Below are 14,982 nucleotides of genomic sequence, written 5' to 3' on the forward strand. Positions count from 1 at the left end.
TTCTCTTGACGCCCGCTGCGCAAGCCGACAATCTTTCTGTAGTCAGAATTACTGAATTCCGGAGATCCGAGATGAAGAGCGGCCCTGCGCCCGATCCGAGCCTGACCGCGGCCCGTCTGGAGGTGATCACCGCCTATTTCCACGGCACGGACAGCCGCGACCCGGCCTTCCTCGACCTGTTCACCGAGGATGTGGAGCTGTTCTTCCCGAAATTCGGCCTGACCCGCGGCAAGGCGGCGGTGGCGGCGTTCGGCGCCCGGCTGGCGGCCGAGCTGGAGAGCCTGGAGCACGACATCCCCGGGCTGCACCGCATTGTCGCCGGCGACACCATCGTGGTCGAGGGCACCGAGGCCGGCGTCACCCGCAGCGGGCTGCGCTGGCCGGACGGGGTGGTGTCGCAGGGCCGGTTCTGCGACGTGTTCACGTTCGCGGGCACGCTGATCCGCAGCATCCACATCTATGTCGACCCCGACTTCACCAGCGCCGACCGCGACCGCATCCGCATCCTGCGCGGCGAGGCGGCGGCCGGCGGCGGGGCCCGGGCGGCGCTCGAGCGCTATCTGGCGGCGATGCGGTCGCGGGCGACGCCGGAGGCGGTGGCCTCGCTGTTCACCGCGGATGCCGACTGGGACATCCCCGGCGCGGTCGACCGCGTGCCCTGGATCGGGCGCCGCAGCGGCCGTGCCGGCGTCGCCGATTTCGTCCGCGCCCTGTGGGACGGGATCGAGCCGATCCGCTTCGACATCACCGCCATCGCCGCCGAGGGCGACCGCGCCTTCGCCGCCGGCGAGCTGGAAGCGCGGGCCCGGCGCACCGGCCGGATCATGCGCAGCGAGTTCGTCATCGACGTCACCGCGCGCGACGGGCTGATCTCCCGCTGCCGCCTGCTCGAGGACAGCTTCGCGATCGCCCAGGCCGCCGCCTGATCAGGACAAGAGCTCGACCGCGCTGCGCACCAGGGCGGCGGCGCCCAGGCCGATGCAGCGCTCGTCCGGCTGGTAGTCGGAATTGTGCAGGTGGTCGTTACGGCCGGGCTGGGCGGCGCCGACGCGGAGATGGAAGGACGGCACCCGCTCGGAGAAGAAGGCGAAGTCCTCGGCGCCGAAGCCGGGCGTGGTCTCGTGCACCACGTCGCCGAACTGCGCCCGCACCGCGGCCACCGAGGCGTCCAGGATGCGGCCGTCATTCATCAGCGGCGGCACGCCCAGCTGGTAGTCGAGATCGCAGGTCACGCCCTGGGTCGCCGCGATGCCCTGCACGATCCGGCGGATCGCCGCCTCCGCCGCCGCCCGTGACTCGGGCGACCGGGCCCGCACCGTGCCGCGCAGGGTGCAGGTGTCGGGGATGATGTTGTGGGTGGCGCCGCCGGCGATGCTGCCGACCGTCACCACCGCGCCCTGGGCCGGGTCGATGGTGCGCGACACCACGGTCTGCAGCTGGGTCACCAGATAGGCGGCGGCGACGATCGGGTCGGCCGCGTCCTGCGGCCGCGCGGCATGGCCGGACCGGCCGCGCACGATGATGTCGAAGGTGTCGGCCGAGGCGGTGCTGGCGCCGCGGAGGTAGCCGAACTGCCCGGTCGGCATGGTCGGGCTGTTGTGGAAGGCCAGCGCCATGTCGACGCCGTCCGCCGCGCCGTCCTCGATCATCGCCGCGGCCCCGCTCTCCGGCGTCTCCTCGGCCGGCTGGAACACCAGCCGCACGGTCCCGCGCAGCCGCGGCGCCAGGTCCTTCAGCACGGCGCCGACGCCGATCAGCGTCGCGGTGTGGATGTCATGGCCGCAGGCATGCATCTTGCCCGGCACGGTGCTGGCGAAGGGCAGGCCGGTCATCTCCTGGATCGGCAGCGCGTCCATGTCGGCGCGGATCAGCAGGCAGGGGCCGGGGGCGCCGCCCTCGATCTCGGCGACGATGCCGGTGCGGCCGATCCCGGTGCGATAGGGGATGCCGAGCTTGTCGAGCTCTGCCGCGACCACGCCGGCGGTGCGCTCGACCTCGAAGCCGATCTCCGGATGGGCATGGATGTCGCGCCGCACCTCGACCAGGCCGGGGGCGACGGCCGCGACCGCCGTGTCGATCGAGGCGCCGATGTCGTTGATGCCGCGCGTATCCATGGACCGGTGGGCTCCCCTTGGGCCGAATGAATGGCGTCGGGCCGAGGGCAGGGCCGGGGCCGGTCGGGCCGACGAGGATCGAGTCATTGCACCCGAAGGGGACGGCGTCCACCCCCGCGATTCGCAGCCCAGGCACCGGCCCGCGGCCCGGCGCGACGTTGCCGCGCGTCCTTTACATCCGGCGGGGCGGTTCCCAGCTTGGCCGGAAGGGGCGCGATCGCCCGGGCTCGGGCCATGGACAGAACGGAGCAAGCGATGCGGTTGTTGGTTGTCGGCGCCGGCGCCACCGGCGGGTATTTCGGCGGCCGGCTGGCCCAGGCCGGCCGCGACGTGACCTTCCTGGTGCGGCCCGGCCGCGCCGCCGCGCTGCGGGCGGACGGGCTGCGCATCGTCAGCCCGCATGGCGACGCCACCTTGGCGCCGCGGCTGGTCACCGCCGACGCGGTCGACGGCCCCTATGACGCGGTGCTGCTGGCGGTGAAGGCCTATGGCCTGGCCGGGGCGATGGCCGACCTCGCCCCCGCTGTCGGGCCGGAGACCATGATCCTGCCGCTGCTGAACGGCATGCGGCACATGGACCTGCTGTCGGCGCGCTTCGGCTCCGCGGCGGTGCTCGGCGGCGTCTGCAAGATCGCCGGCACGGTCGATGCCGAAGGCCGGATCGTGCAGCTCGCCGGCTTCCACGAGCTGGCCTATGGCGAGCGGGACGGCACGCCGTCGGCCCGCACCGACCGGCTCGATTCGGTGCTGCGCGGCGCCGGCTTCGACGCCCGGCTGACGCCCGGGATCGAGCTCGAGATGTGGCAGAAATGGGTGACGCTGGCGGCGCTGGGCGGCATCACCTGCCTGATGCGCGGCAGCACCGGCGAGGTCGTGGCCGCGCCCGGCGGGGCCGATTTCGCCGGCCGCTTCCTGGACGAGGTGGTGGCGGTGGTCAACGCGGTCGGGACGCCGCCCGGCAGTGCCTTCCTGGCCAGCACCCGGGCGTTCCTGACCGAGCCGGGCGCCGCCCGCACCTCGTCGATGTATCGCGACCTGCAGCAGGGCGGGCCGATCGAGGCCGACCAGATCATTGGCGACCTGCTGGTCCGCGGCCGGGCCGCCGGGATCGACACCCCGCTGCTGGCCCTGGCCGCGACCCATCTCGTCGTCTATCAGCGCCGCCTTGCCGGCGGCTAGGCGGTCAGCGGCCGACCGCCAGGCGGGCGACGTCCTGCCACTGCTCCCAGCCGGCAAGCCGGCTCTCATATTCGGCCCGCGTCACCTCCAGATTGTGCGGGCCGAAGAACACCCGCAGCGGCGGCTCGGCGGCGTCGACGATGCGCAGGATGGCCGGGCCGCTGGCGCCTGGATCGGCGAATTCGGCGTCGCGCCAGCGCAGGAGCCGCCCGGCGCGGATCTCGTCATAGGCGGGGTTCGCCTCGGCATGGATCATCGAATCGCCTTTCCATTCGGTGGCGTAGCCGCCGGGCTCGACCAGCGTGACCTTGACGCCGGTGCCGGCCAGCTCGCCCTGCAGCGCCTGGCTCAGTCCCTCCAGCGCCCATTTCGAGGCGTGGTACAGGCCCAGCATCGGGAAGGCGTTGACGCCGCCGACCGAGGACACCTGGATGATGTGGCCCGACCCCTGGGCCCCCTGGGCCCGCAGGATCGGCAGCGCCGCCTGGGTCACCCACAGCGCGCCGAACAGGTTGGTCTCGATCTGCGCCCGGGCCTGCGCCTCGCTGACCTCCTCGACCGCGCCGAGCAGGCCGTAGCCGGCGTTGTTGACCACCACGTCCAGCCGGCCGAACCGCTCCTGCGCCGTCGCCACCGCCGCGAACACCGCCGCCCGGTCGGTCACGTCCAGCCGGATCGGCGCGACCTGGGCGCCGTACTCATGCACCAGATTGCAGAGGCTGGAGAGGTCGCGGGCCGTCGCCGCGACCTGGTCGCCGCGGGCCAGCGCCGCCTCTGCCCAGGCCCGGCCGAGCCCCTTGGATGTGCCGGTGATGAACCACACCTTCATGCTGTCCTCGTCGGGAGCGATGTCGGGATTGAAACGGAGGATCCTCCGTTTCACCTATCTAAGTGGAGGATCCTCCGTTTTCAACCGGCGCTACGAATGGTGCATGATGGCAGTCGCTGAACGGAGACTGGTGGCGTGACGGCGTTGGACGGAATGGACGAGCAGGAGACGGGCGGGGCGCCGGCGCGCGCCGACGCCCGGCGCAACCGCGAGCGGCTTCTGGCGGCGTCGGCGGAGCTGTTCGGCGCGGTCGAGGGCGAGGTCACGCTGTCGGCGGTGGCGGCCCGGGCCGGGGTCGGCATCGGCACTCTCTATCGCCACTTCCCGACCCGCGAGGCGCTGGTCGAGGCGGTGTACCGCAACGAGGTCGACCGGCTGTGCGACGCCGCCGGGACGCTGCTGCGCCAACTGCCGCCGGAGGCCGCGCTGGCCGACTGGATGGACCGCTACGCCGCCATGGTCGCCGCCAAGCGCGGCATGGCCGAGGTGCTGACGCGGGTGCGGGATACCGATTCCGGCGCCATGGCCCAGACCAAGACACGGATCAGGCAGGCGATGACCCTGCTGCTCGACGCCGCCGCGAAGGCCGGGGTGATCCGGGCCGACGCCGATGCCGATGACGTGCTGCTGGCGGCGGCCGCCAGCATCTGGGCGATCGCCGGCCAGCCCGACTGGCGCCAGCGTGCCGGCCGGCTGCTGCGGCTGCTGCTCGACGGCCTGCGCTACCGGCCGGGCGGCTAGCGCAGGTCGGCGCCGACCGCCTCGGCGACCGAACGGAAGCCGTCGGCGCGCAGCCGGCCGGCCAGGTCGCGCTTGATCTCGCCGACCAGGCCGGGGCCGCGATAGGCCAGGGCGGTGTAGAGCTGCACCAGGCTGGCGCCGGCGCGGATCTTGGCATAGGCGTCGGCGCCGCTGGCCACGCCGCCGACCCCGACCAGCGGCAGCCGGCCGGCCACCAGCTTCGCCATCCGCCGCAGCACCGCGGTCGAAGGCTGCATCAGCGGCTTGCCGCTCAGCCCCCCGGGCTCGCCGGCCAGGTCCGGCGGCAGCCCGGCCGGGCGGGCGATGGTGGTGTTGGACACGAGCAGCCCGTCGATGCCGGCGGCCAGCGCCACCTCGGCGACATCCTCGAGATCCTCGGGCGTCAGGTCGGGGGCGATCTTGACCAGGATCGGCGGCCGCGCCGTGCCGTCGGCCCGCGCCGCGGTGACGGCGGCCAGCAGGCGCTGCAGCGGCTCGCGGCTCTGCATCGCCCGCAGCCCGGGGGTGTTCGGCGAGGAGATGTTGACGACGAGATAGTCGGCCAGCCGGGCGAAGGCGCGGATGCCGGCGGCGTAGTCCGCCTCCGGGTCGCGGCTGTCCTTGTTGCGGCCGACATTGATGCCCAAGAGACCAGGGGCGGCGGCGCCGTTGACCTGCCGCGCCTCCAGCCGGGCCACGGCGGCGGCATGGCCACGGTTGTTGAAGCCGTAGCGGTTGATCAGCGCCTGCTGGTCCGGCAGCCGGAACGCCCGCGGCCGCGGGTTGCCGGGCTGGGCCCGCGGCGTGACGCTGCCGATCTCGACGAAGCCGAAGCCGAGCCGCAGCATCGGGTCCATCACCTCGGCATCCTTGTCGAAGCCGGCGGCGAGGCCGATCGGGTTGGCGAAGGCGCGGCCCCACAGCGTCACCGCCAGGACCGGGTCGTCGGGCGCGCTGACGACGGGCCCGAGGCCGAGCTTCAGCGCGGTGATGGTGGCCCGGTGCGCCGTCTCGGGCGGCAGCGCCTTCAGCACCGGCGCGGCCAGGGCGAACAGGCGGCTCACGGGGCGGCGACGGTCGGGAACAACTGCGGCGGGAAGACATGGCGGCCGTCGACCAGCGGCAGCGGCGCCACGCCCTGCACCGCGGCCAGCGGCAGCTCGGCATGGAGATGCGGGAACAGGGCTCCGCCGCGCGACGGCTCCCAGCGCAGCGCGTCGCCCAGTGCCGCCGGGTCCACCGCCACCAGCACCAGCCCGTCCCGGCCGGCGAAGTGGCGGGACGCGGTCTCCTCGGCCTGCTCGGCGGTCGAGAAGTGGATGAAGCCGTCCTGGTGGTCGACGGCGGAGCCGCGATAGGTGCCGGCGGCCTCGGCGGCCGCCCATTCCGCGGCGCTGCAGATCTTGTAGATGGTCATGGCGGGCGAACCCTAGGGAAGCGGTCCCCGCCCGTCAATCGCGGGGTCCGATCGGTGGATCGTGAGCGTTGCAGAATGCGAATCGTATGTGGCTGCGCGTTGCAAATTGCGAGTTCAAGTTCGGGATCAAAAGTCGGCCGGACTTTAAATTTCCCTACAATAGGCAGATTTTGGAATTAAATGCCTGTTTTGCTCATAAGACCGAGATCTTATCCGTTCTGCCCATGTCGGACGGCCCCATCGCGCTTCTGGCACGGCCCTTGCGTCGTTGGTTGGCATTGAACCCTTGGGAGGGGCCCAAAATGGGCGACATTGCGATGACGGATAATCTGGCGGTGGTCGAGCTGAAGACCCCGATGAGCTACGCCCTCGACATGGTGACGGCGATGGGCGACCCCGGCATTTCCACGGTCCCGACCAAGCCGACCGCCGGCATGCTGGCGGCGGGCGCGCGGGCGGGCGGTGTCACGGTCGAGGTCGCCTGGCGGGTGTTCCAGGCGATGGTCAACGTCGCCGACTGACCGGACGGCCGATGCTCAGCGGCGGGGGCTCGATCATGGCCCCGCTGCCGGCCTCCTCGCTCACCGCTTCCGTGCCGGTCGGCAGCAGGATGGTGATGCGGGTGCCGACCTCGGGCTTGCTGTCGATCATCAGCATGCCGCCATGGCTCTGGACCAGGGCCTTGGCCAGAGGCAAGCCGAGGCCTGACCCTTCGCGCGGCCGGCGCGACAGCTTGCGCGCCTGGCGGAACGGCTCCAACGCCAGGGCGATCTCCTGCTCGGTCATGCCGATGCCGGTGTCGGCTACGGTGATGCGGACCGACCGGGCCACGGTGACGGCGTCGATGGTGACGCGGCCGCCATCGGGCGTGAACTTCACGGCGTTGGTCAGCAGGTTGATCAGGATCTGGCGCAGCCGCAGCGGGTCGGCGCTCAACAGCGGCAGGTCGCGCGCCACGTGCTGCTCGATGGTGATGCCATGGGCCTCGGCGCGCTGCGCCACCAGGCTGACCGCGTCCTGGATGTCGCTGCCCAGGTCGACGGGCTCCGGCTGCAGCTCGATCCGGCCGGATTCGACCCGCGACAGGTCGAGCACGTCGTTGACCAGGGCCAGCAGGTGCTGGCCCGAGCGGTGGATGTCCTCGGCATAGCCGCGATAGCGCTCCGGCAGCGGACCGAGATGCGCGTCCCGGATCAGCTCCGAGAAGCCGAGGATGGCGTTCAGCGGCGTGCGCAGCTCATGGCTCATATGGGCCAGGAAGGTGGTCTTGGCATTGTCCGCCGCCTCGACCGTCCGCATCGCCTCCCGCATGCGGTGCTCGGCCACCCGCTCGGCGGTGATGTCGAGATGTGCCACCACGGCGCCGACCGCGCGGCCTTCGGCGATCGGGGCCGCCAGCAGGCGGATGGTCCGGCCGGCCGCCCCGGCGCCGATCATGTATTCCACCGCGGCCGCCGGCCGGATGCCCAGGACCACGCCGGCGAGATGCACCCGCACCTCGGCGCCGGCCGCGCCGGCGCCGCCGCACAGCGCGAAATAGTCCTCGCCGGGGCGCGAGCCGCCGCCGACGAAGCGCTCGCGCTCGCCCGGCCACTGCCAGGGCGGATTCGCGGTCAGGATGGTGCCGCGCCCGTCGATCAGCGCCAGCGGCATCGGCAGCGCGTTCAGGGTGGCGGCGTGGCGCTCGTCGAGCACGTCGAGCTGGCGCTGGGCCTGCAGCTCCGAGATCCGGCGGTCCAGCCGGGTGGCGATCACGGCCAGGGCGAAGACGATGATGGCGGCCGCGGCGATCAGCCCGGCCAGGATCGTGGGCGGCACCGGGATGCCGGCGGCGCCGGCCTGGGCGGCGGGATCGGGGACGAACCGCGCCGCCGCCATGCCGATGAAGTGCATGCCGCTGATGGCGGCCCCCATCACCAGGGCGGCCAGGATCCGCCGGACGCGCCCGATCTCGGACAGGGCCAGATGCAGCGCGGCGGTGGCGGTGACCAGGGCGACCAGCACCGACAGGGCCAGGACGACCGGGTCGTAGACGATGCGGCCGGGGGCCAGGATCGCGGCCATGCCGACATAATGCATGCCGGCGATGCCGAGCCCGAGGCACAGGCCGCCGGCCAGCAGCGGCGCCTGGCCCGGGCGCGCGGTCGCGCCCGGCGCCGCCTGGCCGAGCGTGGCCACGGTGAAGCCGGCGCCGGTCGCCACCGCGGCGATCAGCAGCGACAGCAGGGTCAGCGGCAGGTCGTAGGCGAAGCCGACCGGCAGGTGCAGGGCCAGCATGGCGATGAAATGCATCGACCAGATGCCGCCGCCCATGGCCACGGCGCCGCCGGCCAGCCACAGCAGCCGCGCCGCGCCGCGGGCGACACGGATGCGCTGGCCGAGATCGAAGGCGACGAAGGAGGCGAGCACCGCGACCAGGATGGCGAGGGCCACCAGCCAGGGGTCGTGGCCGGGCAGCAGGGACTGGGACAAAGTCTCGCTGGTGAAATGCATCGCCGTTCCGGTCGGGCGGCCGGAAAAACCCGGCCATCCAGCGCGTTAGGAGCATATCGCCGGTGCGGCGGCGTGGCTATGGGCGACGAATCGGCACCGGCGTGGAGTCGATCGCGGACGGCCGATCGGCCACCGGGTGCGGGCGCCGGCCGTCCATCCCGGGCTTCACCGCCGGCACGGGCCTGGCCGCTTCGCCGAAATCCAGGACCACCGCCAAGCCGGGGCAGTTGTCCGACAGCGCCAGCCGGATCTCGTGCAGCTGGGCCACCGCCGCCACCAGGCTGAGGCCGAGGCCGCTGCCGGGGGTCATCCGGCTGGCGTCGAGCCGGAAGAAGCGCTGGAACACCTTCTGCTGCGCCGCCTCCGGGATGCCGGGGCCGGTGTCGCGCACCTGCCCGAGCGGGCCGCCGGGCCCCGGCGCCAGCGACACCGTGATCCCGGTCCCGGGCGGGGTGTGGCGGATCGTGTTCTCGACCAGATTGGCCAGCATCTGGGTCAGGAGTTGGCGGTCGCCGCGGATCCGCTGGCCGGGCGCGACCGTGCCGGTCAGGCGGTGCCCGGAATCGTCCGCGACCGGGCCGTAGGTGTCGATGATGGTTTCGAACACCCCCGACAGGTCGATCGGGGCGAAGCCCTCGCGCCGCGCGCCGGCCTCGATCTGGGCGATCCGCAGCAGCGCTGCGAAGACGCCGAGGATGCCGTCGATATCGGCCACGGCCCGCTCCACCGCGGCATCGTACTCGGCGGCCGAGGCGGCCTTCAGCCGTGCCAGCTCCAGCCGCTGGCGCATATGCGACAGCGGCGTGCGCAGGTCGTGCGCGATGTCGCTGGAGACCTGGTGCAGCCCCTGCATCAGCTGCTGGATGCGGTCCAGCATGGCGTTCAGGTTGGCGGCCAGGCGGTCGAACTCGTCGGCCTTGCCGCGGCTCGGCACGCGCTCGTCGAGATGGCCGTCCATGATGTGGCGGGCGGCGATGTTCACCGCCTCCACCCGGCGCAGGAAGCGGGCGCTGAGCACCAGGCCGCTGGCCAGCGCCAGCAGCACCGTCGCGGCCGCGCCGGCCAGGAAGAAGCGGGTGATGCCCTCCTGCAGATCGTCCAGATCGTGGGTGTCGCGGCCGATGAACAGGTGCAGCCCGGGCGTCAGGTCGACGCCGAGGCCGCGGATGGTGTGGCGCTCGCGGTAGCCGTCGCCGTCGATCGTCTTCAGCGGGATGTCGGCCCAGCCGGTGATGGCCGGCAGCGGCCGCAGGTTGCCGGCCAGCACGCCGCCGTCGGAATCCTGCAGCGCGTAGTAGAAATAATCCGGGTCGATGTCGGTGAGGCGGTCGTTGATCGCCTTGACGATCTCGGGGGCGGAGGCGCCGGCCAGCGAATCCCGGATGGTCTTCACCTCCGCGCTGATCGAGAGATCGATCTGCTGGTCGGAATACCGCGTCATCGCCACGTAGACGATGCTGGACACCGCGATGATCGAGACGCTGAACAGCGCGGCGAAGCCGGCCGCCAGCCGGAACGTCGCGGTTCTGACGAGCCTGGCCCATGAGCTAACCAGGTTCACGGAGGCAGTATCCGACGCCGCGGACGGTGTCGAGCAGGGGCGCGTCGAAGCCGCGGTCGATCTTGCCGCGCAGCCGGCTGATATGGGTCTCCACCACCGTCGTCTGCGGCTCGAAATGGAACTCCCACACATGCTCCAGCAGCATGGTCCGGGTGACGATCTGGCCGGAGTGCCGCATCAGGTATTCCAGCAGCTTGAATTCGCGGGGCTGCAGGTCGATCGCCTGGCCGGCGCGGGTGGCGGTGCGCTTCAGGAGGTCGATCTCGAGATCGGCGACGCGCAGCGCGGTCTCGACCGTGGCGGTGCCGGCGCGGCGGGTCAGGGCCTCGATCCGGGCCAGCAGCTCGGCCAGGGCGAAGGGCTTGACCAGATAGTCGTCGCCGCCGGCGTTCAGCCCTTCGACCCGGTCGCTGACGCCGCCCAGCGTGGTCAGGAACAGGATCGGCACCGTGCTGCCTTCGCCGCGCAGCCGGCGGGCCAGGGTGATGCCGTCGATGTCCGGCAGCATGCGGTCGACGATCAGCAGCCGGGGGCCGCAGCCCGGGCGCGCGGCCGCGGCGCGGGCCAGCCCGTCGGCCCCGGTCAGGCTGTGCTCGACCGTGTGGTCGGCCTCCCGCAGCGAGCCGATGATGTGCTGGGCCGTCTCGGTGTCGTCTTCGATCAGAAGGATCTGCATGGGCAGGCTCTCGGACAGCGGATCGCTGGCGTGACGGACCGGACCACGCCGAGAGAGCTGTGCTCCCGCCGGACCGTTGCACGCCGAGACGGTGCCGCGGGCGTTTGACCCGGCCGGGAGAGTAGGAGCAAGGCCGATGGCGGCGTACTTACGTTTTGGTAATCAGGCGTCCATGTCGCCGGACGGGCCTATCCTCCGCTACAATCCGGGCGTCCACCCCGGACGGAACGCGCGGGGCGCATCGTGAACGACAGGGATCTCAGGGTGTTCGAGGCGGTGGCCCGCACCGGCGGCATCGGCCGGGCGGCGGCCGAGCTGCACACCGTCCAGTCCAACGTCACCGCCCGGATCCGGGCGCTGGAGGAGGAGCTGGGCCTGGCGCTGTTCGAGCGGCACAGCCGCGGTCAGGACGACGCCGCGGCCGGGCGGCGCCTGCTGCCCCATGCCGGGCGGGTGCGGCAGCTCCTGGCGGATGCGGCACGGGCCGCCCGCGACGACGGCACGCCGGGCGGGCCGCTGACCCTCGGCGCGCTCGAAACCACGGCGGCGCTGCGGCTGTCGCCCGCTTTGGCGACCTATGCCGCGGCCCATCCGGCGGTCGACCTGGCGCTGCGCACCGGCACCACCGCCGAGCTGGTGGCCGAGACGCTGGCGCGGCGGGTCGACGGCGCCTTCGTCTGCGGCCCGGTGCACCACCCCGATCTCATCGCCGAGGTGGTGTTCGAGGAGGAGCTGGTGCTGCTGACCGCGCCCGGCGCCGGCGGGCTCGACCGGATCCTGGCCGATGGCGCTGCGTCCGGCGGCCTGCGCCTCGTCGTGCTGCGGGCCGGCTGCTCCTACCGCCAGCGGCTGGAGGAGGTGCTGGCGCGGCGCGGGGCGGTCGGTCTGCGCCTGCTCGAATTCGGCACGCTCGAGGCGATCTTCGGCTGCGTCGCCGCCGGGCTCGGCGTCACCCTGCTGCCGCGCGCCCTGATCGGCCCGGTCTGGTCCGCCGGGCGGGTGGCGGTGCACGGCCTGCCGCCGGCCGAGGCGCGGGTCGAGACGCTGTTCATCCGCCATCGCGACGCCCCGGCGACCAGCGCGCTGACTGCCTTCCTCGATCTGTTCCGCGGCGCCGGCGCGGTCCGGGCGGCGGAATAGGTATCTCCATCACAGATGGCGGCATTCAGAAGCATTCATTATACATGAATGGACCGGGCCGTTACCCTGACATCGTCCGGGCAGCCGGGACCAGGTTTCTCGTGCTCTCCGCCCGTCCGCACGAGGATTCGACCATGCCCGTCGTCACCCCGCTGATGCAGCGCTTCGGCCTGCGCCACCCGATCCTGCAGGCGCCGATGGCCGGCGGCGGCGACACGCCGGCCCTGGTCGCCGCGGTGTCCGAGGCCGGCGGCCTGGGTTCGATCGGTGCCGCCTATCTGACGCCCGACCAGATCCTGGAGACGGCGCGGGCGGTGCGGGCGCGGACCGCGCGGCCCTTCGGCCTCAACCTGTTCAGCCCGACCCCGGTGCCGGAGCTGCCGGCCGATGCCGACCGGGCGGTGGCGCGGGTGGCGCCGTTCTATGCCGAGCTCGGCCTGCCGGTGCCGTCCTTTCCGCTGCCGCAAGGCCCCGATTTCGACGCCCAGCTCACGGCCGCGCTCGACAGCGGCGCGGCGGTGATCAGCTTCACCTTCGGCCTGCCGCCGGCCGCGGCGCTGGCGGCGATCAAGGCGCGCGGCCCGGCGCTGTTCGGCACCGCGACGACGGTGGAGGAGGCGGTGGCCTGGCATCGCGCCGGCGCCGATGCGATCGTCGCCCAGGGCAGCGAGGCCGGCGGCCATCGCGGCAGCTTCGCGGTCGATTTCGCGGACGCCATGATCGGCACCATGGCGCTGGTGCCGCAGATCGCCGACGCCGTGCCGTTGCCGGTGGTCGCCTCCGGCGGCATCATGGACGGGCGCGGCATCGCTGCGGCCCTGGCGCTGGGCGCCGAGGCGGTGCAGATGGGCACCGCCTTCCTGACCTGCGACGAGGCCGGCGTGTCCGATTCCTACAAGGCCGCGATCCTGGCGGCGCGGGAGCATGAGACCCGGCTGACCCGTGCCTTCAGCGGCCGGCCGGCCCGCGGCATCGTCAACCGCTTCATGACCGCGGTCGAGCCGCCGGGCGAGACGTCGGCGGCGCTGCCCTTCCCGCTGCAGAACGCGCTGACCCGGCCGCTGCGGGGCGCGGCCGGGAAGGCGGGGCGGGCGGAATTCCTGTCGCTCTGGGCCGGGCAGGGACTGCGCCTGGCCCGGCGCCAGCCGGCGGCCGATCTGGTGGCCCGGCTGGCGGCGGAGACCGAGGCGGCGATCGGCCGGCTGCGCGGTTAGCTGCTCTTCAGCGAGGCCTTCACCGCCTCCAGCCCCGGCTTGCCGTCGATGGTGGTGACGCCGTCGAGCCATTTGGTCAGCAGCTCGGGGTTCTCGGTCAGCCATTTCCGGGCCGCGGCGTTCTGCTCCAGGCCGCCGTCCAGGATCATCGACATCATCTGGTTCTCGGTGTTCAGGTCGAACACCAGCTGCTTGGCGAATTTCTGCAGGTTCGGGCAGCCCGACAGCCATTTCTGGTTGGCCAGGGTGCGCACCGTGGCGCCGCCGTAGTTCGGGCCGAAATAGGCGTCGCCGCCGGTCAGGTAGTCGATCTTGTACTTGATGTTCATCGGGTGCGGCGCCCAGCCCAGGAACACCACCCACTCGCCGCGCCGCGTGGCCCGGTCGACCTGCGCCAGCATCGCCTGCTCGCTGGCCTCGACCAGGTTCCAGCCGCCGAGGCCGAACTCGTTCTTCTCGATGATGGTCGACAGGTTCTTGTTGGCGGAGGATCCGGGCTCGATCGAGTAGATCGACTTGCCGAACTTGTCGGCGAACTTCTGCAGGTCGGCGAAGTCCTTGACCCCGGCCTCATAGGCCTCGCGGTTGACCGCCAGCGTCACCTTGGCGTCGTCGAGATTGGTGCCGACCAGTTCGACGCCCTGCTTCAGATAGGGGTCGACCATCTCGGTCTGCGACGGCATCCAGTTGCCGAGGAACAGGTTCACCTGGTTGTTCTTGAGCGATTCGAAGGTGACCGCGACCGACAGCATGTTGACGTTGGGCTCGTAGCCCAACCCGGTCAGCACGGTGCTGGCCAGCGCCGTGGTCGAGGTGATGTCGGTCCAGCCGACATCCGACAGCTTGACGGTCTTGCAGGCCGCGTCGTCGGCCAGGGCGCCGCCGGCCGGGGCCAGTACGGCGATCGCCGCTGCGGCGAAAAGGAAACGTCTCGCGTTCATCATTGCCTCCTGTCTGTCCTGTGGGAACGGGGGGCGTTGTCAGCCCTTCTCGTCCTCCGAGGTCGCCTCGTGGGCGGCGCGGATCTCGCTCAAACGGTCATGGATCTCGGCCTCGAACGGCGCGACCTTCGGGACGGTCGCGTCGATCGACAGGTTCAGCACCTCGCTCTCGGCCAGCACGGTGCCGGACGCGACGTGGCGCATGGTGTGGTGCAGGGTGAAGCGCTTGGCATCCATCGCGCCCAGCCGGGTCTCGACCGCCACCTCGTCGCCGGCACGGGCCTCGTGCCGGTAGCGGATCTTCATCTCGCCGGTGAAGACGGTGCGTTGGCTGCGCGCCCGATAGGCGGCGTCGATGCCGGCGAATTCCAGGAAGGCGTCGGTGGCGTGGCTGAAGATGACGGCGTAGTAGCCGTCGTTCAGATGGCCGTTGTAGTCGGTCCAGTCCGCCCGCACCGCCTCGCGGTGCAGCCGCAGCGGCGCCGCGATCGTCCGGTCGGACGGGGATGTCGGGTTGGCCGCGGTCGCTGGCATCCGCCGGTTGGTCCTCACCTGCGGCCCGTCTCTCGTCGGACGGGCTCGGATGCAGGCGATGCTACGCGGCAGAGGCGCGACTCATTGACCGAAGGCGACGCCGACCTGATCGAAAGCGCCGCCCTCCCCCGGGCGGAAAAGGG

Annotated in this window: 15 protein-coding genes; 6 read left to right on the forward strand and 9 right to left on the reverse strand. The window is 72.1% G+C overall.

Going from position 1 to position 14,982, the window contains the following annotated elements; genetic code table 11:
* The first annotated feature begins 71 nt into the window (after window positions 1-71).
* Window positions 72-926 carry a nuclear transport factor 2 family protein gene (locus ACTOWL_RS13435; protein ID WP_441321738.1) on the forward strand — a complete coding sequence of 285 codons (855 nt, stop codon included), beginning with the start codon at window positions 72-74 and terminating at the stop codon, window positions 924-926.
* Here the strand turns inward: ACTOWL_RS13435 and ACTOWL_RS13440 are convergent, their stop codons facing one another.
* The gene (locus ACTOWL_RS13440) at window positions 927-2,114 is read right to left on the reverse strand and encodes a M20 metallopeptidase family protein (protein WP_441321739.1); all 1,188 of its coding nucleotides are present in this window, start codon (window positions 2,112-2,114) and stop codon (window positions 927-929) included.
* Between the two features lie 255 nt (window positions 2,115-2,369).
* On the opposite strand from ACTOWL_RS13440, the gene panE reads away from it, so the two are divergent.
* Window positions 2,370-3,293, forward strand: a complete 924-nt coding sequence (gene panE, locus ACTOWL_RS13445; RefSeq protein WP_441321740.1) for a 2-dehydropantoate 2-reductase — start codon at window positions 2,370-2,372, stop codon at window positions 3,291-3,293.
* A gap of 4 nt (window positions 3,294-3,297) precedes the next feature.
* Here panE and ACTOWL_RS13450 read toward each other — a convergent pair whose 3' ends face one another.
* Window positions 3,298-4,122 (reverse strand): SDR family NAD(P)-dependent oxidoreductase, encoded by an 825-nt coding sequence (locus ACTOWL_RS13450; RefSeq protein ID WP_441321741.1) that lies wholly within the window; start codon window positions 4,120-4,122, stop codon window positions 3,298-3,300.
* Window positions 4,123-4,257: 135 nt separating this feature from the next.
* On the opposite strand from ACTOWL_RS13450, the gene ACTOWL_RS13455 reads away from it, so the two are divergent.
* The gene (locus tag ACTOWL_RS13455) at window positions 4,258-4,863 is read left to right on the forward strand and encodes a TetR/AcrR family transcriptional regulator (RefSeq protein ID WP_441321742.1); all 606 of its coding nucleotides are present in this window, start codon (window positions 4,258-4,260) and stop codon (window positions 4,861-4,863) included.
* Here ACTOWL_RS13455 and ACTOWL_RS13460 read toward each other — a convergent pair.
* Window positions 4,860-5,927 (reverse strand): quinone-dependent dihydroorotate dehydrogenase, encoded by a 1,068-nt coding sequence (locus ACTOWL_RS13460; RefSeq protein ID WP_441321743.1) that lies wholly within the window; start codon window positions 5,925-5,927, stop codon window positions 4,860-4,862. The two genes, ACTOWL_RS13455 and ACTOWL_RS13460, sit on opposite strands and share 4 nt — an antisense overlap.
* A complete protein-coding gene (locus ACTOWL_RS13465) occupies window positions 5,924-6,280 on the reverse strand; it encodes a DUF952 domain-containing protein (protein ID WP_441321744.1) in 357 nt (118 codons plus the stop codon). The genes ACTOWL_RS13460 and ACTOWL_RS13465 overlap by 4 nt, the downstream gene beginning before the upstream one ends.
* A gap of 302 nt (window positions 6,281-6,582) precedes the next feature.
* Here ACTOWL_RS13465 and ACTOWL_RS13470 point away from each other — a divergent pair, with 302 nt between their 5' ends.
* Window positions 6,583-6,801: a hypothetical protein gene (locus ACTOWL_RS13470; RefSeq protein ID WP_441321745.1), complete on the forward strand. Its 219-nt coding sequence runs from the start codon at window positions 6,583-6,585 to the stop codon at window positions 6,799-6,801.
* On the opposite strand, the gene ACTOWL_RS13475 is transcribed toward ACTOWL_RS13470, so the two are convergent.
* From ACTOWL_RS13475 to ACTOWL_RS13485, 3 genes are all read right to left on the reverse strand, one after another.
* Window positions 6,785-8,773 (reverse strand): sensor histidine kinase, encoded by a 1,989-nt coding sequence (locus ACTOWL_RS13475; protein WP_441321746.1) that lies wholly within the window; start codon window positions 8,771-8,773, stop codon window positions 6,785-6,787. The two genes, ACTOWL_RS13470 and ACTOWL_RS13475, sit on opposite strands and share 17 nt — an antisense overlap.
* A gap of 76 nt (window positions 8,774-8,849) precedes the next feature.
* Window positions 8,850-10,334, reverse strand: a complete 1,485-nt coding sequence (locus ACTOWL_RS13480; protein ID WP_441321747.1) for an ATP-binding protein — start codon at window positions 10,332-10,334, stop codon at window positions 8,850-8,852.
* On the reverse strand, window positions 10,321-11,010 hold the full coding sequence (locus ACTOWL_RS13485; RefSeq protein WP_441321748.1) for a response regulator transcription factor: 690 nt from the start codon (window positions 11,008-11,010) through the stop codon (window positions 10,321-10,323). The genes ACTOWL_RS13480 and ACTOWL_RS13485 overlap by 14 nt, the downstream gene beginning before the upstream one ends.
* Window positions 11,011-11,253: 243 nt before the next feature.
* Between ACTOWL_RS13485 and ACTOWL_RS13490 the strand changes: the two genes are divergently transcribed.
* Together ACTOWL_RS13490 and ACTOWL_RS13495 are read left to right on the forward strand one after the other, a co-directional pair.
* Window positions 11,254-12,150 carry a LysR substrate-binding domain-containing protein gene (locus ACTOWL_RS13490; RefSeq protein ID WP_441321749.1) on the forward strand — a complete coding sequence of 299 codons (897 nt, stop codon included), beginning with the start codon at window positions 11,254-11,256 and terminating at the stop codon, window positions 12,148-12,150.
* A gap of 134 nt (window positions 12,151-12,284) precedes the next feature.
* Window positions 12,285-13,364, forward strand: a complete 1,080-nt coding sequence (locus ACTOWL_RS13495; RefSeq protein WP_441321750.1) for an NAD(P)H-dependent flavin oxidoreductase — start codon at window positions 12,285-12,287, stop codon at window positions 13,362-13,364.
* On the opposite strand, the gene choX is transcribed toward ACTOWL_RS13495, so the two are convergent.
* Entirely contained in the window at window positions 13,361-14,305 is a 945-nt protein-coding gene (choX, locus tag ACTOWL_RS13500) for a choline ABC transporter substrate-binding protein (protein WP_441321751.1), read from the reverse strand. The genes ACTOWL_RS13495 and choX overlap by 4 nt on opposite strands.
* Before the next feature lie 39 nt (window positions 14,306-14,344).
* On the reverse strand, window positions 14,345-14,839 hold the full coding sequence (locus ACTOWL_RS13505; RefSeq protein WP_441321752.1) for a thioesterase family protein: 495 nt from the start codon (window positions 14,837-14,839) through the stop codon (window positions 14,345-14,347).
* Between the last annotated feature and the right edge of the window lie 143 nt (window positions 14,840-14,982).

The sequence above is a fragment of the Inquilinus sp. CA228 genome (assembly GCF_052078665.1).
Taxonomy (GTDB): domain Bacteria; phylum Pseudomonadota; class Alphaproteobacteria; order DSM-16000; family Inquilinaceae; genus Inquilinus.

Coding starts and splice junctions, on each gene's coding strand:
- ACTOWL_RS13505 (WP_441321752.1), bottom strand. CDS start 14,839: ATGCCAGCGACCGCGGCCAACCCGACATCCCCGTCCGACCGGACGATC.
- ACTOWL_RS13450 (WP_441321741.1), bottom strand. CDS start 4,122: ATGAAGGTGTGGTTCATCACCGGCACATCCAAGGGGCTCGGCCGGGCC.
- ACTOWL_RS13465 (WP_441321744.1), bottom strand. CDS start 6,280: ATGACCATCTACAAGATCTGCAGCGCCGCGGAATGGGCGGCCGCCGAG.
- ACTOWL_RS13435 (WP_441321738.1), top strand. CDS start 72: ATGAAGAGCGGCCCTGCGCCCGATCCGAGCCTGACCGCGGCCCGTCTG.
- choX (WP_441321751.1), bottom strand. CDS start 14,305: ATGAACGCGAGACGTTTCCTTTTCGCCGCAGCGGCGATCGCCGTACTG.
- ACTOWL_RS13475 (WP_441321746.1), bottom strand. CDS start 8,773: ATGCATTTCACCAGCGAGACTTTGTCCCAGTCCCTGCTGCCCGGCCAC.
- panE (WP_441321740.1), top strand. CDS start 2,370: ATGCGGTTGTTGGTTGTCGGCGCCGGCGCCACCGGCGGGTATTTCGGC.
- ACTOWL_RS13495 (WP_441321750.1), top strand. CDS start 12,285: ATGCCCGTCGTCACCCCGCTGATGCAGCGCTTCGGCCTGCGCCACCCG.
- ACTOWL_RS13470 (WP_441321745.1), top strand. CDS start 6,583: ATGGGCGACATTGCGATGACGGATAATCTGGCGGTGGTCGAGCTGAAG.
- ACTOWL_RS13485 (WP_441321748.1), bottom strand. CDS start 11,010: ATGCAGATCCTTCTGATCGAAGACGACACCGAGACGGCCCAGCACATC.
- ACTOWL_RS13440 (WP_441321739.1), bottom strand. CDS start 2,114: ATGGATACGCGCGGCATCAACGACATCGGCGCCTCGATCGACACGGCG.